This is a genomic window from Acaryochloris marina MBIC11017 (genome assembly GCF_000018105.1).
Taxonomy (GTDB): domain Bacteria; phylum Cyanobacteriota; class Cyanobacteriia; order Thermosynechococcales; family Thermosynechococcaceae; genus Acaryochloris; species Acaryochloris marina.
In genome coordinates this window covers 65142-85381 of record NC_009928.1, presented here as the reverse complement: position 1 = coordinate 85381, position 20240 = coordinate 65142, and the positions used below count along the sequence as shown (strand labels likewise).

At 46.2% G+C, this 20240-nt stretch carries 19 protein-coding genes and 4 pseudogenes; 12 read left to right on the top strand and 11 right to left on the bottom strand.

Features of this window, described 5'->3' with window-relative positions:
- The first annotated feature begins 164 nt into the window (after window positions 1-164).
- Window positions 165-944, top strand: coding sequence for a hypothetical protein (locus tag AM1_RS32450; protein WP_012167364.1), 780 nt, complete (start codon window positions 165-167; stop codon window positions 942-944).
- Between the two features lie 513 nt (window positions 945-1457).
- Here AM1_RS32450 and AM1_RS32440 read toward each other — a convergent pair.
- On the bottom strand, window positions 1458-1820 hold the full coding sequence (locus tag AM1_RS32440) for a hypothetical protein (protein ID WP_012167361.1): 363 nt from the start codon (window positions 1818-1820) through the stop codon (window positions 1458-1460).
- Window positions 1821-1883: 63 nt separating this feature from the next.
- The gene (gene rpaB, locus AM1_RS32435) at window positions 1884-2630 is read right to left on the bottom strand and encodes a response regulator transcription factor RpaB (RefSeq protein ID WP_012167360.1); all 747 of its coding nucleotides are present in this window, start codon (window positions 2628-2630) and stop codon (window positions 1884-1886) included.
- A gap of 177 nt (window positions 2631-2807) precedes the next feature.
- Between rpaB and AM1_RS32430 the strand changes: the two genes are divergently transcribed.
- Entirely contained in the window at window positions 2808-3557 is a 750-nt protein-coding gene (locus tag AM1_RS32430) for a 2-phosphosulfolactate phosphatase family protein (RefSeq protein WP_012167359.1), read from the top strand.
- A gap of 189 nt (window positions 3558-3746) precedes the next feature.
- On the opposite strand, the gene AM1_RS44325 is transcribed toward AM1_RS32430, so the two are convergent.
- Window positions 3747-3878 carry a hypothetical protein gene (locus AM1_RS44325; protein WP_315897254.1) on the bottom strand — a complete coding sequence of 44 codons (132 nt, stop codon included), beginning with the start codon at window positions 3876-3878 and terminating at the stop codon, window positions 3747-3749.
- A gap of 281 nt (window positions 3879-4159) precedes the next feature.
- On the opposite strand from AM1_RS44325, the pseudogene AM1_RS32425 reads away from it, so the two are divergent.
- Window positions 4160-5625 (top strand): annotated as a pseudogene (locus AM1_RS32425) (transglycosylase domain-containing protein); the annotation flags it as partial.
- A 67-nt stretch (window positions 5626-5692) separates the two neighbouring features.
- A protein-coding gene (locus AM1_RS32415) for an IS3 family transposase (RefSeq protein WP_148216058.1) occupies window positions 5693-6840 on the top strand; the annotation gives its coding sequence in 2 pieces (ribosomal slippage) (window positions 5693-5981 and window positions 5981-6840; 1149 coding nt in all).
- A 318-nt stretch (window positions 6841-7158) separates the two neighbouring features.
- Here AM1_RS32415 and istB (AM1_RS32410) read toward each other — a convergent pair.
- Window positions 7159-7908, bottom strand: a complete 750-nt coding sequence (istB, locus tag AM1_RS32410; protein WP_012167814.1) for an IS21-like element ISAcma50 family helper ATPase IstB — start codon at window positions 7906-7908, stop codon at window positions 7159-7161.
- 664 nt (window positions 7909-8572) lie between these two features.
- Window positions 8573-9394 (bottom strand): annotated as a pseudogene (gene istA / locus AM1_RS43620) (IS21-like element ISAcma50 family transposase); the annotation flags it as partial.
- Window positions 9395-9627: 233 nt separating this feature from the next.
- Here istA (AM1_RS43620) and AM1_RS32400 point away from each other — a divergent pair.
- The 6 genes and pseudogenes from AM1_RS32400 to AM1_RS41620 all read left to right on the top strand — a co-directional run.
- Window positions 9628-10044 (top strand): annotated as a pseudogene (locus tag AM1_RS32400) (penicillin-binding transpeptidase domain-containing protein); the annotation flags it as partial.
- A 53-nt stretch (window positions 10045-10097) separates the two neighbouring features.
- On the top strand, window positions 10098-11162 hold the full coding sequence (locus tag AM1_RS32395) for an IS4-like element ISAcma48 family transposase (RefSeq protein WP_012167352.1): 1065 nt from the start codon (window positions 10098-10100) through the stop codon (window positions 11160-11162).
- A 110-nt stretch (window positions 11163-11272) separates the two neighbouring features.
- Complete coding sequence (locus AM1_RS32390; protein WP_041661312.1) at window positions 11273-12112, top strand: prohibitin family protein; 840 nt, start codon at window positions 11273-11275, stop codon at window positions 12110-12112.
- A 242-nt stretch (window positions 12113-12354) separates the two neighbouring features.
- Entirely contained in the window at window positions 12355-12630 is a 276-nt protein-coding gene (locus tag AM1_RS32385; protein ID WP_012167350.1) for an RNA recognition motif domain-containing protein, read from the top strand.
- A gap of 552 nt (window positions 12631-13182) precedes the next feature.
- Complete coding sequence (locus AM1_RS44130; RefSeq protein ID WP_012167347.1) at window positions 13183-13308, top strand: hypothetical protein; 126 nt, start codon at window positions 13183-13185, stop codon at window positions 13306-13308.
- 250 nt (window positions 13309-13558) lie between these two features.
- Window positions 13559-13804, top strand: a complete 246-nt coding sequence (locus AM1_RS41620; protein WP_148216056.1) for a hypothetical protein — start codon at window positions 13559-13561, stop codon at window positions 13802-13804.
- 120 nt (window positions 13805-13924) lie between these two features.
- Here AM1_RS41620 and AM1_RS32375 read toward each other — a convergent pair whose 3' ends face one another.
- Window positions 13925-14290: a hypothetical protein gene (locus tag AM1_RS32375; protein WP_012167344.1), complete on the bottom strand. Its 366-nt coding sequence runs from the start codon at window positions 14288-14290 to the stop codon at window positions 13925-13927.
- A gap of 421 nt (window positions 14291-14711) precedes the next feature.
- Here AM1_RS32375 and istA (AM1_RS43615) point away from each other — a divergent pair.
- Both istA (AM1_RS43615) and istB (AM1_RS32365) read left to right on the top strand, forming a co-directional pair.
- A pseudogene (gene istA, locus AM1_RS43615) lies at window positions 14712-15716 on the top strand (IS21-like element ISAcma26 family transposase); the annotation flags it as partial.
- A 430-nt stretch (window positions 15717-16146) separates the two neighbouring features.
- Entirely contained in the window at window positions 16147-16965 is an 819-nt protein-coding gene (gene istB / locus AM1_RS32365) for an IS21-like element ISAcma26 family helper ATPase IstB (protein WP_083776804.1), read from the top strand.
- A gap of 319 nt (window positions 16966-17284) precedes the next feature.
- On the opposite strand, the gene AM1_RS32360 is transcribed toward istB (AM1_RS32365), so the two are convergent.
- The 5 genes from AM1_RS32360 to AM1_RS32340 all read right to left on the bottom strand — a co-directional run bounded on the left by AM1_RS32360 (window position 17285) and on the right by AM1_RS32340 (window position 20082).
- A complete protein-coding gene (locus tag AM1_RS32360) occupies window positions 17285-17902 on the bottom strand; it encodes a hypothetical protein (protein ID WP_012167342.1) in 618 nt (205 codons plus the stop codon).
- A 27-nt stretch (window positions 17903-17929) separates the two neighbouring features.
- Window positions 17930-18208, bottom strand: a complete 279-nt coding sequence (locus AM1_RS39225; protein ID WP_071820017.1) for a cell division protein SepF — start codon at window positions 18206-18208, stop codon at window positions 17930-17932.
- A gap of 194 nt (window positions 18209-18402) precedes the next feature.
- Window positions 18403-19399, bottom strand: a protein-coding gene (locus AM1_RS32355) for an IS1 family transposase (protein WP_148216055.1) whose coding sequence is annotated in 2 segments (ribosomal slippage) — window positions 18403-19035 and window positions 19037-19399 — 996 coding nt in all. Because the reading frame shifts where the segments join, the coding sequence is not laid out codon by codon here.
- Between the two features lie 36 nt (window positions 19400-19435).
- Window positions 19436-19870, bottom strand: coding sequence for a double-stranded RNA binding motif domain-containing protein (locus tag AM1_RS32345; RefSeq protein WP_012167339.1), 435 nt, complete (start codon window positions 19868-19870; stop codon window positions 19436-19438).
- Window positions 19870-20082 carry a DUF2811 domain-containing protein gene (locus tag AM1_RS32340; RefSeq protein ID WP_012167338.1) on the bottom strand — a complete coding sequence of 71 codons (213 nt, stop codon included), beginning with the start codon at window positions 20080-20082 and terminating at the stop codon, window positions 19870-19872. Before AM1_RS32340 ends, AM1_RS32345 begins: the two co-directional genes overlap by 1 nt.
- Window positions 20083-20240 lie beyond the last annotated feature (158 nt).

Genomic DNA, 20240 nt, shown 5'->3' with positions numbered 1-20240 from the left:
AATAGCAGCTATACAAAGGACTTATAATACCAATTGTCAAGGAAAAATATATTTCAATCCTCATTAAAATTTGTTTAGGATATACCCTAGCTAAGTTATAAAAATACTAGTCTTTTAAGATAGCTAATGTGCTTTTATAGTGCAGACTCAAGAAAATAGATGTTATGACAAACTCTGAAGAGATTTATCAACCTGAAGAAGTTCCACCGCAACCTGAAGATGTTGATGACAACGAAGTTGAAGCTAGTGAAGATACTCAAGCAAATCTGAATGACACGAAGGATACTCAATTACAACTTGATGATGTTGATGGCGATGAAGCTGATGAAGATACTCAAGTAAGCCAAGTTGATACGCAAGGTACTCAACAAGCTGAAGAAGCTCAACTACAGCCTGATGATGAGATTAGTGAAGGTACTCTGGTAAATCAGGCTGCCTCACTAGATACTCCTACACAAATTGAAGATTTTGATGATGATATTGCTAGTGCAGATACTCAGGCAAATCTGGATGATACGAAGGATACTCAATCACAACTTGATGATGTTGATGACGATGAAGCTAATGAAGATACTCAAGTAAGCCAAGTTGATACGCAAGATACACAACAAGTTGAAGAAGCTCAACTACTGCTTGACGATGAGGCTAGTTCTGACATTCAGGTAAATCAGGCTGACTCACTAGATATTCCACTGCAACTTGAAGAAGTTGATGACGATGAGGCTAGTGCTGATACTCAAGCAAGCCAAGCTGACACACAAGATGTTCAACAATACTTGAAAAATCTTTCAAGAGAAGATGCCAGTTCTGACGATCAACGCTTGATATTTGACACAGAAACAGGTGAACTGGTCATCCAGCAGAAAGAAATTCCCTTAAATCCGGATGCTGTCGTTGCTGATTCAATTGCTGAGCAAGGTTTTTTCTTTGAGGTGGCAAATTGAATAAGGCTTAATGAAGGCAAAGGTCAATTGTCCTCTAGATAGCTACTTTAAAAAGCCACTAGCTGTTTTTCTAACTATTATGATATGTGTGGGAAAGAGAAGGACTTTCTTGCCCACGTATTTTCATAAATAGCATTAGTTATGTTGAGGCAGTTGTAAATGCCAGACTCCCCAAGCCAACTCAGAAAATCTTGCCAGAATTGTATCCACTTGCAAAAGCTCAACCTTAGGGGAATTCTTTGGGATGGAACTTCCTTGCCATCGTATGGATGTGAGATCAACGATATAGAACATCAATGGCCTGATCCCCAAGTTGTCATGGATGCTGCACACCTTGGCCCAAAAACTATGGCAGAGATGATTGCACTCCAATGTCCTAGTTTCAAGTTTTTGGGCAACTTGTAGGTATCATCCATCAGACTGCTCTGGAAGCCCATTCACTTTGAGCATTAATGCGACAGGCTGCCAAATCACTCAAAATTCACCGATAGACCATTCGCCATACAAACTTAATCATTTGTTTTGGTGTTCGATAGGTTTTGTAAGTTGCTCTTTGGCCGCTTCTAATAATTTTGGTAAATCTCCTTCAGCGTAGGGCAAGAGCCCTACCTTCTCTTTGGTTTCTTCCAATTCCAAAAACATTAGGACTAGATTTTCCTGGGCTTTTTGTATTGTCTCAACCCATCGTTCTCGTGCATCCGCCAAGGTTTGAATCTGATCAGTTATGGATGAAATTGTGCTTTGATTTTCCTCCAGCTCCTGCGTAATCGTTTGCTGTTGCAGGACTGAACGGCTAAGTAAGAAAATAATGAGGAGAATTGCTGCAACAAAAGCAGGGAAAAAGAGATTTATTGATATGGATTCATTAGCTTGCATAGAAAGCTTCCTAACTTAGGGGTACTAACTCACCTTTAATGGTCTACTACTTGATGAAATTCTCTATAGTGGCCCGCTCTCACCATGTTTCAATGTAAAACCCACTCCACGAACCGTATGAATCAGAATAGTTTCTCCTAGTTTCTCCTTGAGTTTTTGACGCAGACGAGACATGTGAACATCGACAGTTCGCGTATCAACGATGGAATCTTTGTTATACTCCCATACCTTCTGTAACAGCTCTTGACGAGAAACGGTTTCTCCAGGACGACTCGCCAATAATGCTAGGAGGTTGAACTCTTTATAAGTCAGGAAGACTCGCTCATGGTCTCGGAAAACCTGCCGCTTGTCGGTGTCAATTTGTACTGAACCGATTTCAATCACACCCGTCATTTGATGATTGAAAGCTTTAAGAGGACTCAATCGTCTTAGGATACATCGCACACGGGATTCTAATTCCTTCGGTGAAAAGGGCTTGACCATATAATCATCAGCACCCATTTCCAGGCCAGTAATGCGATCTTTGACTTCCGACAATGCAGTCAGCATAATAATCGGAACTCTCGATGTCTTGCGAACTGCTTGACAGACCCCATAACCATCGAGCTTGGGCATCATTACATCTAAGATAATCAGGTCGGGACATTGATCATAGAAGACATCGAGTGCTTCCACTCCATCAGCAGCGGTGTAGACTTGGTAACCTATTTTGGATAGGCGTGTACCTAAAATCCGACGAATAGGTACTTCGTCATCAGCTACCAAAATTGATTGCTGATGATTGTTCAGAGTACTCATAAATGCAGGCATCTTTGGATCCGCTCCAAATCAGAGTAGCATTTATACCTAAGCAATAATGCTTAAAACGCTTGAGAGACAAGATTCTTAAGATAGCTAGCAAGAATCTATAAGTCACTACTGCAGTAGCGACTTAGCCTCATAAAATAAAACTCGATAGAAAATAAAGATATTGGCCATATTTATCCCGTGAAATTATTCGTTTACCATACCCCCGAAGAGGTTCCCAGCGATTGTCTCCCCGGCTGTGCCGCCGTAATTGATGTGCTCAGAGCTAGCAGTACCATTGCCGCAGCGATTGATGCAGGAGCAGAAGCAGTCAGGGTGTTTCGTGATATCGAACCTTTATTAGAAGCCAGTGAAGGGATAGAAGAAGACAAACGGATTCGGGCTGGCGAACGAGGCGGCCAAAAAGTCGAAGCCTGTGAATTTGGAAACTCTCCTTTGGCGTTTACCCCTGAAAATACGGAAGGACGTCAACTATTTTTAAGTACAACGAATGGAACACGATGTTCTGAAAGTGTCTGCAATGCGTCTAATGTGATTATGGCCTCTCTGACCAACCGTCAGGCCGTTGTCAACTATCTCGCCACCAAGCGACCGGGGACGGTTTGGCTGGTGGGCTCCGGCTGGCAAGGTAGTTACTCCTTAGAAGATACGGTTTGTGCTGGTGCAGTTATTGATGGCATTTTAATAGCTGAGAAAACACCTTTGGCCGAACTAACGGGGAATGACGAGGCTATTGCTGCAGTTGCGTTATTTCGGCAGTGGCAAGACCAGTTGCCGGAGTTGTTGATGAGTGCCAGTCATGGTCAGCGGCTGTTGAAAATGCGAGGACAGGCGGATGTGGCCTATTGTGCCCAGTTGGATGTTTTGGATACGTTACCGATTCAGCGAGGTATCGGGACTTTTGTTCAGCGTAAGCCTGAAGACTTATGAATTTTTGGGCCGATTTGTGGGGCGGAAAGGACTTCTTTGCTGATCATGTCGTCACCTCGCAAGCACTGGTAAAGGAACCTGTGATTTCTGCTGACCTAGAGGGTTTCTGGGGACGCTGACTGAAGTACTTGCTTTGGTCTAGCTGACCGGGAAGTTCGCCTAGAACTCCGGCGTATTCCTCCAAGTTCCTCATGAACAGATTCCCGCTTGGGTGGCTGAGTACCCTCCGGTGCTTTCTTGGGGAATACCGTCTCGTCTAGGAGCTTGGGAGCAGAAGGGACGGACTTGGGCCGTCAGGGGAGTGACCATAGGTATGGGCATGGGTATGGGACCAAGGGCGATAATTAGGATTATACCAAGGCTGATGAATTGCAGCAGTTTTGCAATTTATTAGAATCACAACTTATATACCCTCAAAAGTCCTGGATTGCTAAGTACCACATTGAATCCACATTTTGTTGAGTTATTTTGCAGTGCGAATTACTGAGGAAAACCTTCTCATAAAAATGGGTAGTCTCCAGATATAGAAAGCTTTTTAGTCACTTCCTTATAGTGGCCTCATACCCCCTTGGGTGTGTGAAGGTCATCCTCTTCCTATCGTCATGACTTCTAGTGCTGCCACTCATTCTGACCTTCACACTCAATCCACTGCCTCTGCCTTTTTACTGGGGATAGGCCGAGTTACCTGGACAATGATGATGACACTGACCCTCCTGGGGAGTGCTAGTGTCGCTGGGGCGCTCATGGGAATGGCCATTAGCTACCGCGATCTGCCGGATGTGCGGTCGTTAGCGGCCTATGCTCCCAACGAAACCACTTACATCTATGACATCAATGGGAAGCTACTGACGGGACTGCATGAGGAAGAAAATCGCCAGGTCGTGCCTTTAGATAAAATCTCTCCTCACCTCAAACTCTCTGTTCTAGCCATCGAAGACAGCAACTTCTACCATCATGACGGGATTAATCCCCTCGGTATCTTGAGAGCCGCATTAACGAATTACCAAGCGGGTCAAACGGTACAGGGAGCTTCAACCCTGAGTATGCAACTCGTGAAGAATCTCTATCTAACCCCAGATAGAACCTTGAGTCGGAAACTTGCTGAGGCGGTTCTCGCCTTGAGAATCGAGCAGCTCCTCAGTAAAGATGAACTCTTGGAGCTATACCTAAATCAGGTGTATTGGGGCCATAACACCTATGGAGTAGAAACAGCAGCCCGCAGTTACTTCAAAAAATCTGCTGAGCAACTCACCCTCGGTGAATCCGCGATGATGGCGGGTATTATTCAAGCCCCAGAAAGCTACAGCCCTTTCGTGGATTTTGAGGTTGCTAAAGAACGACAGAACATTGTTCTGAATCGGCTATTGGAGTTGAAGTGGATTACCCCAGATGAAGCAGAAGCGGCACAAGCTGAAGAAATTGCCCTAGGAGAGATTACCTCCTTTCAGCGCAGTCAAGCCCCAGATGTCACCAATACCGTTGTTCAGGAGCTAACCCAACGCTTTGGTCGGGAGGCTCTCGTGAGAGGGGGCCTGCGAGTACAGACCGCCCTGGACTGGAAAATGCAGCAGATTGCGGAGCAGACCATTCACAGGAATCATCAATACTATTCCCACGCCGCTGATCAGATGGCGTTAGTCGCCTATCACCCGTACCCATTTCATTAAAGCAATTGTGGGGGGTGTTGATAGCGAGAAAAGTGAGTTTAACCGGGCAACCCAAGCCTACCGTCAACCAGGCTCAGCGTTTAAACCGTTTGTCTATATATACCGCATTTGCCACGGGTAAATATACTCCTGACTCCAGTATTAAAGACTCTCCCGTTAGCTTCAATGATGGGGGTTTGGAGCGATACAAACTCCAAAATTACGACCGTACGTTTCGTGGATCGATGTCCATTCGTACAGCATTGGCTCAATCCCGGAATGTCCCTGCAATTGTTCTGGGCCAAAAAGTGGGCATTAAAAATGTGATTGATGTCAGTCGCAAACTGGGCATCACGAGTCTCATCCCTAATGTCATTTCGTTACCGTTAGGAGCGGTGGATTTGACCCCGATAGAGATGGCTGTAGTGACCCCCAAAATTTGGACAGTCAGCAGAGAGAGTAAGCTGAAGTCCTGGAGGAATTGGGATCATGGCAAAAAAGCCAAGAAGTTATAGCAACGAATTCAAGGCAAAAGTGGTACTGGAAGTGGTTAGTGGTCAGCGAACACCGACTGAAACCTGTCGAGCCCACAAAATTCATATGTCCGTGCTCAGCCGCTGGCGGAATGAATTTCTCAAACAGGCTTATCGTGCTTTTGGAACCCAAGAAGTCAACGATAAGGCATCAGAACGAATTGCTGAATTGGAGCGGATGATTGGTCGATTAACGATGGAGCTAGAAGTAGCAAAAAAGGCTTCCGACATGTGGAATCTCAACGAAAATATGAAATGGTAAATCAACTCAAAGAACACTATCCCATTCAGATGATTTGTAATGTGATTGGATACAGTAGAAGTCGATATTACTACCATCAAAATCCAGGGAAGGAAAATCGGAAAGAAGTAATTCTTAAATCTGCGATTGCAGATGTAGCAGGTCGATATCCGACCCATGGCTATCGGCGTATTACTCAGCAATTACGTCGTGAAGGCCACACCGTCAATCACAAGCGAGTCAGTCGTTTGATGCGAGGAATGGGGTTACTTGCTAAACAGCGGGTCCAGCGGAAGCGAACCACCAATAGTGTTCATGGGTACAAACGATATCCTAATCTAGTGAAGGCCCTAACGATGGTGCGTCCCAACCAAGTATGGGTAGCCGATATCACCTATATCCGACTCCGAGAAGAGTTTGTGTACCTAGCGGTATTGATGGATGTCTTTACGCGGGGAATTCGGGGTTGGCATTTGGATTGGACGATGGAAAAGAGCTTGACGATTACAGCCCTGGAAAAAGCTTTGCTTGGCCACACCCCAGAGATTCATCATTCAGATCAAGGTGTCCAATATGCTGCAAATGACTATGTCAAAATGCTGGAGGATAACGATGTCAAAATCAGTATGGCTGCAGTAGGAAAAGCCTATGAAAATGGTTTTGCAGAACGACTGATGAGAACCATTAAAGAAGAGGAAGTTGACTTATCAGAATATCGAAATTTTAGAGAGGTCAATGAACGAATAGAAATGTTCTTGGAAGAGGTATACATGAAGAAGAGAATTCATTCATCATTGAGCTATTTAACACCGAGTGAATTTGAAGAAAAGTGGAGGTATGAACAAGAGAATATTCAGATGTGATACATGTTGTGTGGTTCTATCTCATTCCTGATTTTACTGTCCAAGTTCAGGGGTGTTTAATGTCAATTAGATAGGCCAAACTTTTTGGTTCTAACTTCATACTTTTAATAGCGGCTCGTGAGTCGATTTAGATCTTTGCAATATCATCTTGAGATGCCCGAAGAGCGGTCGGAGACCATCGAAAATCATGGTTTTTACCTCAGGTGATCGCGCCATGGACAAAATGACAATTATCAATAAAGCCACTATTAATAGAGTTGCTTATAAGTAAGCAACTCTATTAATAGTGGGGTACAGAGGTTTTATTCTGACTAGAGATCAGCTGTCAGTCTTTTGAGACTTGGCTGTGTGTTTGGCCGCTTCTTGTTTGCGGAAGCTTTCTGCTTGCATCTCGAAAATGGTGGCGTGGTGAATTAAGCGATCAATGGCAGCCACGGTCATCATTGAGTTAGGAAAGATGCTGTCCCATTGACTGAAAGGTTGATTAGCCGTGATGAGTAGGCTCTTTCGCTCATACCGGTGAGCAATCAACTCAAACAGTACCGAGGTTTCAACATCGGACTTTTGGACATAACCGAGATCATCAATGATAAGCAGATCATAGCGGTCAAGTTTGGACAAGAGACTCTGCAATTCCAATTGAAGTTTGGCCAGCTGTAGTTGTTGCACCAGGGTTGTGGCTGTGACAAATTTTACTCGCTTACCCAACTCAATAATAGAAGCTCCTAATGCAGAGCTGACGTGTGTTTTCCCTGTTCCGCTCGGCCCAAAAATTAGAATGTTGCTACCGGACTCTAGCCAGTGAGTCGTTTGGGCAAACTCCATGAGAGCAGCTGGATTAAGGGTGGGAACATGGGCAAACTCAAAATTGGTCCAGGACTTTCCGTAAGGCAGCTGCGCTTCGGTTAGAGCGCGTGAAATCCGATTCTGCTCCCGACGGCTGGCTTCGCCTTGAGCTAAAGCCAACAGAAACTGGGCGTAGGACCAATTCTCCTGAGTCGCTTGATGCTCGATGCTCTGCCACTCGTCGAGGAAATGCCTCAACCGCAACTGTTTTAGGGTTGTCATCAGCAACTGGTATGGGTTGTCCGGGTCTGCTGTGGAGGAGTTGATCATAGTCAGATAAATCGTGCTGTTGTGAGGTGACGTCAGGATATTGCTCAGTCGAGAGCTTGAATTCAAAGGCTTGTTTTAATCTGCTCAAGGTCAGGGTGGACTGTTCCAGTTGAGTTTGTAGGTAGTCAGCCACCTGAGATTCTTGATCTTGAGTTGCAGCGATATAGAGGGCTTCGGTGATTAATCGTGCGGCCTGGTCCTGCTCAAAATTAGCTTTGAGTGATTCCCACAGCTGATGCCACTGAAGATTGGGCAGTAGCTCTGATTGCCATTGGCAGTAGAGAAACGCGTTTGGCTTTCTCCTGAGACTTTCTGCCACATGCTTGTAATCGATGCTGCGAGCGCGTCTTTTCTTCTCAGAGCCATGGACATGGACCCGCGCCAATTCCACTACGGGAGTGGTGCCTAAGAAACCGACAAGGCGGTCATGGTATAGGTGTAATTTCAAGCGGTGGCCAATTAAGCGAGAGGGGACTGTGTAAAGGACACAGCGGACGGCAATCGTGCTATTGCAGCTGACTTTGGCACTGCGCACTTCATAATCAGGAGTTCGGTATCTGGGCAAGGGCTGTAAGGTGGGCAGCTCCAGTGCAAACTTTTTTTGGCACTTGGCATTCAGCTTGGCGATGACTTGCTCGATGAACTGCTGATACTCAGCTACCGAGTCAAAGTCAAAGCTGCCTCGACGATACAGGGCTTGGCACAGGCGTCGTTTGAAATAGCCATGAGACCCCTCTATTCCGCCATTCTCATGAGAGACACCCAGATTGTTGCGTGTTGGCTGCATCCGGTAATGGTCACACAGAGTCGAATACAACTGGGTCAGCTGGGGATTGCGGCCGCCAGTATTGCGATAAGCCGCACTCAGACTATCGGTACGATGAATCTTGGGCACGCCACCACAGGCGGTTAGAGCATTTTGTAGCCCTTGGGATAAGCCGATAAAACTTTCTCCGCCTTGAATCACCTGCACGTACTGCCAGCCGCTATAGCTCAGTCGATAGTGATACAAGATATGGTGAAAGGCTTCACCCTGAACCGTCACACTGAAACCTTTGAGCTGAGCGAAGTCTGACTGTCCCATCTCCCCAGGATGATGTTGAATTTTGAACATCACTTCTTTGGGCTTGCCATGAGCTGCCTTCCATTTAGCGGTTCGGCGTTGCACGGTTCTGATCTTGTCATCATATTGCCCAGGATGGTTCTCTTGTAAGGTCTCAAATAGAGTAGTCGCTTCTAATCGAGGCTCACGCTCTAACATCGGCTCAAGTTCTAATTCCCATAATCCATCCAGCGGATCTTCACGGGTTTTCCAGTCATGAGGGCGGCCGCGTTGGGGACGATGAGTACCACTATCAATGCGGTGGGCTGTGCGGGTAGAAATGCCAGCTTTAGCAGCTGCTGTTTCTTGAGAAGAGCCGGATTGTTTTGTCTGCATATAAAGATGAACCTGTTGAGGTTTAATAGGAGCTGGCACTAGAGGTTCCTAATTGCGTAGGAGTACAAACCCTAGTGTCTTTCCTGTATGGGGATATAAAAAATCGAAAGTGACTGATGCTCTCTCTGCAGATGTGATCTCTGGATTGAACTAGATCCTGATTCCTAGAGAAGACTATGCAATTGACAACCTCTGTCTACGTAATTGTCACTCAACTCAGGGGTTCACTTCAGGCCTCTGCCTACGCTACCTTTGCCAATAATGGTTGGCAGTCTAAAACGACTGCTATCCTCCAAGTCACGGATCGCTCTGGCAAAGCCTTGATTGATAACCCCCCACAACCCAAGTTAGTACTCAATCAATGGGCGGTGGCCTCCGTGAACAGCACGTTACAAACCGTCGTTCAGAGTGGGACGGGCATTGCGGCCCAGATTGGCCGTCCGGCTGCGGGTAAGACAGGTACAACTTCATCTGAACGAGATGTTTGGTTTGTGGGGTACGTTCCTCAACTGTCCGTAGCGGTGTGGGAAGGAAATGACAACTACGCCCGTATTGGAGCGGGGGCAACGGGGGGCGGATGGATGGCACCCGTCTGGCGAGAGTTTATGAGTGAGGCCCTCAAGGATCTCAGTACAGGACAAAAAGCTTGAAAGGTCTATAGAGGTGGGATTTCAATAGGATTACCACAATCCCTAGAAACCCCATGACTCAATATAGCGAACTCAAAAGTGCTCTCCAACCCCACCTGAACTGGCATGGTGCCCGTTTATCATTCCTGACCTTGTTCTTGTTGGCCTTGTTTAAGGTCAAAACCGTTAACCTGAGTGAATTAGCACTGGGGTTTGAAGGGAGCGCTCAATCCGACTCCAAGTACAAACGTTTGCAACGCTTCTTCCGAGGATTTGACCTTGAGTATGCGACCATCGCCAAGCTGGTCATCGACTGGATGCAAACTCCACAGCCATGGGTCTTGAGTATTGACCGCACCACCTGGGAGTTTGGTACTCACTGCTTCAACATCCTCAGCATTGGTGTCGTCCATGAGGGAGTTGCTTTCCCTCTGTTGTGGTGGATGCTCCAGAAGAAAGGCAACTCCAGTAGTGATGAACGGATGCGATTTGTTGAAGCGCTCCTGCATATCTGCCCTGATCTCCAAATCCGATATTTGTGTGGGGATCGAGAATTCATTGGCCAGCTTTGGGTTCGCTATTTACGCTTAGCTCCACTCTTGCCGTTTCGGCTCAGAATTCGAGCGACGGATAAAATTGAGCGCCAGGGTAAGGCCCTTCAAACCAAGGTGGTCTTTGCTCATCTCCAAGTGGGTCAACGCCAGCGCCTGAAAGGTGACTGCCGTGTATGGGGACAGCCGGTTGCGGTGGAAGGACTGCGCTTGGAAGATGGTGCACTGCTGGTTGTGATTGGTCCGACACAAGATGACCAGCTCATTGATGATTATGCCTTGCGATGGGGAATTGAAACCCTCTTTGGTATTTTCAAAACTCGCGGTTTTTGTCTTGAATCGACTCACTTTACTGAAGCGGAACGCTTACGAAAGCTATTTGCCCTATTGACTTTGGCATTGTATTGGGCGATGAAGACAGGGCTGTTTTTACATCAACTCAAACCCATTGCCCTCAAAACCCATGAACGTCGAGCAAAGAGTCTATTCCGTTTAGGATTTGACCATTTTCGGCAGATGATTCTCAATCCTTCTCCCGGTAATGAACGTGAGTTCCTGCAATCTTTACAACTTTTGTCCAGTACTTAGAAGCACTGTACCTTACTATGATCAAACAGTTTGGACCGCTCAAATTAATAACCCAGTTTGTATGACTATACTTAAGGCTGTGCAGTTATTCATTGCCTTAAGAACCCATCTTGAAAAGACAAAATCCGTTCAGTAATAATTTATTACCGCTTATCAGTGTAGTAATAAGCCTTCTGATTCTTGGGTTAAGTAGTTTTTTTGTGATTAATCCCGGCCAAGCTGGGGTTGTCAGCATTCTAGGGAAAGCTAGAGACGTTGCATTTTTGGAAGGAATTCACTTCAAACCTCCCTTAATATCTGCTGTAGATGTTTATGACGTAACGGTGCAAAAATTTGAAGTTCCAGCCCAAAGTTCCACTAAAGATCTACAAGATTTGAATGCTCGTTTTGCCATCAATTTCCGGCTTGATCCAATTCAAGTGGTGGAAATTCGTAGAACACAAGGCAGCCTAGAAAATATAGTTACTAAAATCATAGCTCCCCAAACCCAGGAATCCTTCAAAATTGCAGCATCAAGGAAAACCGTTGAAGAGGCTATTACTCAAAGAACAGAACTAAAACAAGACTTTGATGATGTCTTGGGTGCCCGGTTAGACAAATACGGCATTATTGTTCTCGATACCAGTGTGGTTGATTTAGAATTTTCACCTGAATTTGCCAAGTCCGTCGAAGATAAGCAAATCGCTGAACAAAGGGCTAAACGAGCGATTTATGTTGCTCAAGAAGCAGAACAAGAGGCTCAAGCCGAGATAAACCGAGCCAGGGGAAAGGCTGAAGCGCAAAGATTACTCGCTGAAACCCTAAAAGCTCAGGGTGGTGAGTTGGTGTTGCAAAAAGAAGCTATACAGGCATGGAGAGAAGGAGGTTCTCAAGTACCAGAAGTTTTAGTAAATGGTGGGTCTGAACAATCTGGCGTTCCGTTCCTCTTCAATATCAAAGATGCTCATTGATATCCTCCCGCCTATGATTTAATTAGGCAAAGTTAATTGAATATGCTGCAAATTTCCTTGAAGACTCCAACCTATCGGCTGAAACTGAAGTATTTTTTGAGGAAGATACCAAAGTACTAGTCTCTCATAATGTCAGGAAAATACTTTATTTCGCGGAAGGAGGAAGTTAAATAGTTGTGGGACGATAGCTTAAACAATGATGGCATGTCTAGTCCTCACCTTGCTGATTTTGGGTATTATTTATGTCGATTTACGTTGGGAATCTCTCTTACGAAGTTGCTCAAGAAGATCTCAGGGCCATTTTTTCTGAATATGGAGAAGTCACAAATGTTCATCTCCCAAAAGACCGTGAGACTGGTAAGTTACGGGGTTTTGCCTTTGTTGATTTGGGGAATGATGCTGATGAAGTCAAAGCCATTGAAGACCTAGATGGTGCCGAATGGATGGGACGTTCCCTGAAAGTGAACAAGGCAAGACCTCGAGAGAAGAATAGAGGAAGCAGCAGGAAACGAGAATAGCTGATTTTCTCCCTATATGATATGTGTGAAGAAGAAGATCTTACTCACACATGTTCATTGGTAGCATTAGTTATGTTGAGGCCGTTCTAGATGCCAGACTCCTCAAACCAACTCAAAAAGTCTTGCCAGAATTGTATCCATTTGCAAAAACTCAACCTTAGTAAAATTGTTTGGGATGGAACCTTCTTACCATCGTATGGATGTGGGATCAAAGGTATAGAAAATCATTGGCCTGATCTCCAAGCTGTCATTGTTGCTACTCATCTTGACCCACAAACGAAGGCAGAGATGATTGCACTTCAATGCCCCCGTTTCAAGTTTGTTGGTAGCCTTTGACGCTCATCCACTCAATCGCTTCGCCATTTGGATGGAGATTTCTGATTCATCGACTCTTGTTAGCGGCCAAAAGGTCTGGGTCAATCAAACAAATCGGGAATAGACTGATAGGGTGAGGAAAAAGGTCATTCTAATCCTTATTGGCAGGGCACCAGATGGGTTACTTGTGTATTTCTATTGGTTGGGTTGAAGACGATTCTCCCTCATCCCCAATGAGTGAAATCAACTACCCCGCTGCAAGCAGACGGGGTATGGAATACGATTTGTTCCCAAACCGTAGATTTGGATTGCAATCCCATTTCTTCGCTGCAAGCAGCGGGGAATCTACCCCCACTAGATTGAAAGACTTCTCCCACCCAAGAGGGAGATTTATTTACCTAAAAATTGATGATGTTTCCGAGTTTCTGGGTCTATAATTAGATTGCCTATATGCCTTGATAAATTTAGGGATAAAAGCTTTATCACTCCTTCGAAGAATTATTCCAGATTGAAAAAGATTAAGTGTTTTAGATCACAGCATTGCAATTTTTTAATCACTGCAATCTTCGAACAGTAGGTGTATATAGTAGGTAAAAAAGACTTTCAAGCCCCTATGAATAAGCAAAACACCATGACTTGCTGCCTTTGTGGACGAGACCCATCCATTAATGGCGGGGTGTTAATGAAAGCCAAAGACATGAGTAATCGAGGCTGTTGGGTATGCGCTTTCCATTGCAATAACCTCTTGAGTAGCAATGAAGCTGCTTTAAGGGTAACTGTGGATGAAATGAACCCATATCCTAGCTTTCCAGATGGTCAATCAGCTCAACAAGGTCCAACTAAATCAACAACCTCTTAACTCGACTTTATCCAATCAAGCAGCATAGCAGAGAAGCTCAGACCAGGTGTTGAATAAATTCCTAGGGACTTTGATCACATCCTTATCTGTAACTGACGTGTGAAAAGTCTGAAGCTGCCATCAGTGCCGCCTAACTTGTGCGAGTGCATCTGCAAATGATGGATTTAGTTTTCGGTACCAAGCTGTCATGGGACAAGCGACTGGATGTGTTGACTGCAATTGATGGGCTAAGGCGGTCACAATGGAGAAGAGTGCTAGAAGTGCAGGCGTGGTGCGAAGAATCGCCTGGTCTGACCATTGTCTCTGGGTTTCGACACCGAGATGGGCACGGACTTCTTCAAAAGTGACTTCAACCTGCCAACCTTGTCGAAACCATTGCATCATCTTGATAGAGCTAATCTCTAGGTCTGTACAAAGCAGTGCTTGTGGCTTGCATCGACCTTGAGGATCGCGGATCAAGACCCAGCGAATGGGAATCGGTGGCATACCGGTTTTGTACCATACAGCAGTACTAGAAGCAATGTGTAAGGTGATTTCCTGAAAAGAAGCCCCGTACTAAATTGGATGAATTAGGATGTCCCACTTGGGTAACTGAGGATGTCTCTTCAATCGTTTCTCAATGCCTTTCATTGCTTGTTTAGTGAGCGAAATTCCTGTTTCATAAATCTTCTATTAGACGACAATCGAGCTGACGGATTAATGACGATGTCACGTCGGCTATAGCTATGAAGAAACCAGGCATCCCCTGAGAAGGATAAAACTAGATCTCAATTCCCTAGAAATGATGTGTGAGATCGCGTTTCTAGAATTCAATCTCAAGAAAAAAGACACTTTTTACATCCCTAATCAATAGAGGGCTGTACAAGTGCCTAACAAAAGAATTGATTCCTATCATACTCGTGTTTATATGAACGGAAGAGACCTCGGCTTAAAACAAGCTGATGCAGCTTACATTGCCGAAATATCTACAAGAACCGGACAACGAATTGAGGCCGGCACCCATCAACCTAATCGCGGCCGCCTTCAGGACCAACGCACCGTTCCCGACCCCTTAGCTGATGTGTGGGAAGACGAGCTAGAACCAATGCTGCGTCGAGACCCACGCCTCAAACCCATGACCCTGTATGAGTACCTGCAGGATAAGTATCCAGGCCAGTATCCCCAAGTCCTGCGGACCCTACAACGTCGGGTGAGAACGTGGAAAGCCTTACATGGACCAAGCCCTGAAGTGATGTTTGAATTGCGTCATGAACCAGGGGTACAAGGGTTCTCCGATTTTACAGAACTCAAAGGCATCACGATTACCATTGCCGGCAAACCCTTTGAGCACCTGATATACCATTACCGTCTGGGATATAGCGGCTGGCGATATGCCCAGATCATCCAAGGAGGCGAAAGCTTTGTTGCCCTCTCAGAAGGATTGCAAAATGCCTTTGCAGCCTGTGGAGGTGTTCCTACACAGCATCGTACTGATAGTTTGAGTGCAGCCTATCGCAACATGGGCGGCCGCCGGTCCAAAAACCTCACGCGTTTGTACGACGAACTGTGTGACCACTATCGGCTAGAACCCACTCGTAACAACAAAGGTGTAGCCCATGAGAATGGCTCCATTGAATCTCCCCATGGCCATCTCAAAAACCGAATTAAGCAGGCGATCTATCTGCGCGGCAGTGCAGATTTTACGAGCGTTGCTGAGTATCAAGCCTTAATTGATGCACAGGTTGCCAAGTTGAATCAGCAGTGCCAAACCAAGTATGAGCAAGAGAAAGACCATCTACAACCACTGCCCAAATATCGAACCCCTGACTATGAAGTGCTCACGGCTAAAGTCAGCAAACGCAGCACCATCGATGTTCGCTGCATTCTATACACCGTCCCTTCTCGACTGATTGGTCGTCAATTGGAACTGCATCTATACCATGACCGGATTGTCGGCTATCTGGAGCGACACCCGGTGGTGGAATTGCCGAGGAAGCGCGTCAGTGGCAAAGGCAAACGTCGCGACCGTTGCATCAACTATCGCCATGTTATTGGTTCAATGCGATTGAAGCCTCGTGCTTTTATCTATTGCACCTGGCAATCAGACCTACTTCCCAATCCTGAATACCGCCAAATCTGGGAACAGCTCAAAGCCCAATTTGACCTGGAGCAGGCTGCCAAGATCATCGTGGAAGCCCTGTATATTGCTGCGGTTCAAGATAAAGAACAGGCCGTAGCAGTGTACTTACAGCAGCAGCTTCGCTCATCCAGCCTTACCCTCAATCGCCTGAAAAAACAGTTTGAGCCGCCTCAGATGAAGCAGGTTCCTGAACTCAGCATTGAACAACATTCACTTGAACTTTATGACAAACTCCTCCCCTCCTGCTCAGTCCCCGCTGAGCCCCTACCAGCACCTGAGCCTCTATTTAAAAAAGCTCAGGCTCTCCCACATGTTGACCCATTGGGAATCTATCGAATCCCAAGCCATGCAGGAAAACTGGTCTTATGCGGAATTCTTACTAGCCTTGTGCGAAACGGAGGCCCAACGAAGAGAACAAGCTCGTCTAAAACGTGCCCTCACCGAAGCCAGGCTCCCAAACGCAAAAAGTTTTACCAACTTTGACTTTAGCCATTGTCCCCAGCTCAATCCAGCTCCCTTGATGCAATTAGCCGCAGATCCGGGTTGGTTGGAGCGCGCCGAGAATTGCCTTATTCTGGGGCCCTCGGGTGTTGGAAAAACACATCTGGCCACTGGGGTGTCCAAAAAGATGCTGGAATTCGGTAAGCGGGTGAAGTTCTTTGCAGCCAACGCATTGGTCCAGCAACTGCAACAGGCGAAGCTCCAACTGCAGCTGCATCCAATGCTCAAAAAACTGGACCGCTATGATCTGTTGATCTTGGATGACTTGGGCTATTGCAAAAAGTCGGAAGCGGAAACGTCCGTTCTGTTTGAATTAATTGCGCATCGCTATGAACGAAAAAGTTTGTTGATTACAGCGAATCAACCCTTCAGCCAATGGGATGACATTTTCACTGATTCGATGATGGCGGTGGCTGCCATTGATCGCTTAATTCATCATGGCTTGATTATCGAAATTCAAGCCGATAGTTATCGGCGCAAATCAGCGACTCAGAGAACGGCTCAAACTCAGTCTCCACCTCAAAAATCCCAGTCCAAATAATCGAGCGATCACTGGTTGTCATTTCGATCACGGGTTGTCGTTTTGTTCTGAAGGTATCGTATGAGGTCTGAAAAAGAGCTAACGCAAAGGGAGTGTACGCCAAATAATACGGTTCAAATTTGGGGGTTGATCCGCCTTGTGGTTGTCGCGACATCGCCTATGGGGTTGACATCCAATAATCTTCTGTGTCACAGTTACATTAGCCTTCAAGAACACCTCCATCTTTCACCCAGAATTACTCTGAATTGAGGATTTGTCCTGGAAAGAGCAGATACTCAGCCCGATGAAGTATCCAAGAACAAAACAGCAGAGACCGGTGTCACCCCCAACCCCAGCTCTCCGCAACCCGCTCCCGCTCCAACACCGCCTGGACCATCTCTTCAATCCGCTCGATAGTCTCCGGTGGCCGTAGCTCTATCACCTGAAGGATCTCAAAGTTCGCCTCAATCTCAACGGCACACTCCCAACAGAACCCAGGTGTAGCAAACGATTCCCTCATAAAAGGCTTCCCCGTCCCTGCCACGGTAATCCAGTATCGTCCAGCCCCATTCTTGGCAACAGCCAGATACTCCAGCTCCCCTCTCTTACTGACTTGCTCAACTAGATTCTTCTGGCGCAGCTCCAGATTCCTGAATCGCCTCTCCAGCTCTGCTGATTCTCTAGAAGTTCGCGGTTGATTGACCTGGAGGGTTTCAGAGGATGTCGAATGAGGTACTTTCTTTAGTCTGGTTGTCTGGGAAGCTCGTCTAGAACTCCGGCGTATTCCTCCCAGCTCTCCATACCCTTGTTCTCGCTTGGGTGGCCGGGTGCCTTCCGGTGTTTCCTTAGGAAATGCTGTCCTACTAACCAGTTTGAGGGAGGAAGGGACGGACTTAGGTAGTTGTGGGATGGTCTGAGGGATAGGCTTGGGGTTGAGGGCGACGATTGGGGGAGTCATTGCGGAATTCTCAAATTCACTAAAGTCTCAATACTTGGATTGTTTCACAATTGGAAAAGTTTGAGGAGCAAACAGATAAACACCATTTCCTACTTCTGTATATTCACCACATAAAGAGTTAGTACAACCTGCTAGATAATCACTTATCCTCTGGGCCGACTTTGGAGGTAGGTTTTCTAAATTGACGAGTAGCAGTTGTCCGTTCTTCAGGCAATGTGCCGCTTCTTTAGCCTCCCTAAAAGAACTCGGATTCGACAAATATATTTCAGATGAAGATTGTCCTGGGAATATGACTAAATTGTTCACAGAATGATGCTATTACTTGCTCAGTGGTATGTCTTAATTCTTCCATGAAGGAATTTACTTTTCTTTAATCGAAAAATAAATTTAATGTTCACATCACTTCAAAATCGCATCCTTAGCTTTTAGATGGTGAAATGTGACATCGACCTTCTGATGCTCTCTTCAACAGCTCCTCCGCAGCCATCGGCACTGTTCAGTTAAGAAGTGAGGCATTCAAAAGCTCTGACTGTTAACACTTCGCCAATCTTAACGGGCCTTTGTATAAATCCCATCACCATTGCTGGGGTTCGCTGGTATCCATGGCTGTAGTGAGAACGACACCAATTGTGAATCAATCGCTGCACGTTCAGGGCTCTTTGTAATCCCTCAACAGTTTTGGCATAGTGATTCTGGCGTCTACGATAACTGCTAGCCCGTCGTCTCAAAGAACTGTGGAGGGCTTCAAGATGATTGGCATGGACATCGCTCTTGGGGCTAATGGCCGTATAAGGATGCTCTCGATTAACCCACACTACCCGAGGTTTTCCTTGAGACCCTTTGAGCTTCATCGCCACCTCTAAACCCGCTCGCCATATTTTGCGAAAAGGATAGGCCTGGGTCGTGGTACTCCTGGGCAAGTAGGCACTCGCTAGCTTCCACAATACCTTGGAGTATCGACGTTCTCCATCTGTGAACCAACGAATCGATGAACTGGGTTTAGCCCAATCCCAAGCAGCTTTGACACTTTTCTCAAATAATGATTCATCCTTAAGACCCGCGCGAGCCTCGAACCAATAGCGACTCTCACGGTCGATGAAATGAATAGTCCAACCTTCACTGAGCCAGGGGGGGAAGATTTTTACCCACGCGGGTGTACACTTCATCTCCTTTAATTGTGACCTCAGCTTCTTTTGGAGAAGGAGGAGAGAAATTTGATAATTGTGCGGATAAACGCTTCTCCCAAAGGAGAATACTGGTGGGAGATTTCCCAAGTACTCTCCCTGCGGCTCTAATCCCTAGACCTTCAGTGCGGGCATTGATGGCCATTGATATCGTCTCTACTGGCGTTCTCAATCTCGCCATCGGTGTCCCACTACGCTCGTTGAAGCGACGACCACAGTCTTTGCACAGAAAGTACTGAACCACTTGAGCTGTTTTCAGCGTCTTAGTTCCATTCTTAACAACATTCTCGCTTTGACAATGGATACATTGCATTGCTCTGAAACTGATACTGCAGAATTATCCTAGCAGTCACTTCTTAAATGAACAGTGCCCAGCCATCACCTTCGCCTGCTTCTTCGACCGCCCCTCACCAACTCCCCGCAATCCCATCGCCAGCACCAAACAGCGAAATCCTTCCGGTATTACCTCGAACTCATACCTGGGCATAGAGATTTGCTGACGCTGGCATAACTCCTGTAATGCTCCAATCGGATTCTCCACCACATCGGCAGACAAGCTCACGGATTCCTCTGGGTCTTCCTCCTGGTCCTCGGCTTGCTCCTGGTCTAGGTGTAGGACTCTCACTTGCTGTTCTGCTCTGCGAATGGCTCGGGTTCGGGCACTATCGAGGAGCTTGATCAGTGCGTCTTCTGGATCTTCTTTGGGGTAGAGATAGGCGAGGAAGCCAAGGTGTTCAGGGGTGAGGTGGATGGTTAGACTGGAGATTGGCTGGGGGGTCGGCATTAACAAGCGGTTGGCAAATCTTTCTTAAATAGACTATCCAGATAAACACGAGCTGTCCTACGGTCTGATTGACCGTACTGCATCAGAAATAATGATAGTGCCGCTGAGAAAACCCGATCTTGATCCCAATCAGGATGGTCTTCCAAGTAATTTATCAACGTCTCATGAAGCTCCTCAGGGATATCAGCCAGAATGCTAATCGTCGTAGACATAAATTCGGTCATCCTTGAACAACAGTGAGGTCGGTATCGATGGTCTATATACAAAAAAATAAGCACGAAAATTGACGCCCTCTTTGATCAAACCAGTTAGTGTCGAACAACTTTCTTCGACCCTATAGTTTGCTCGATATTGAGCGCATGCACTTAAG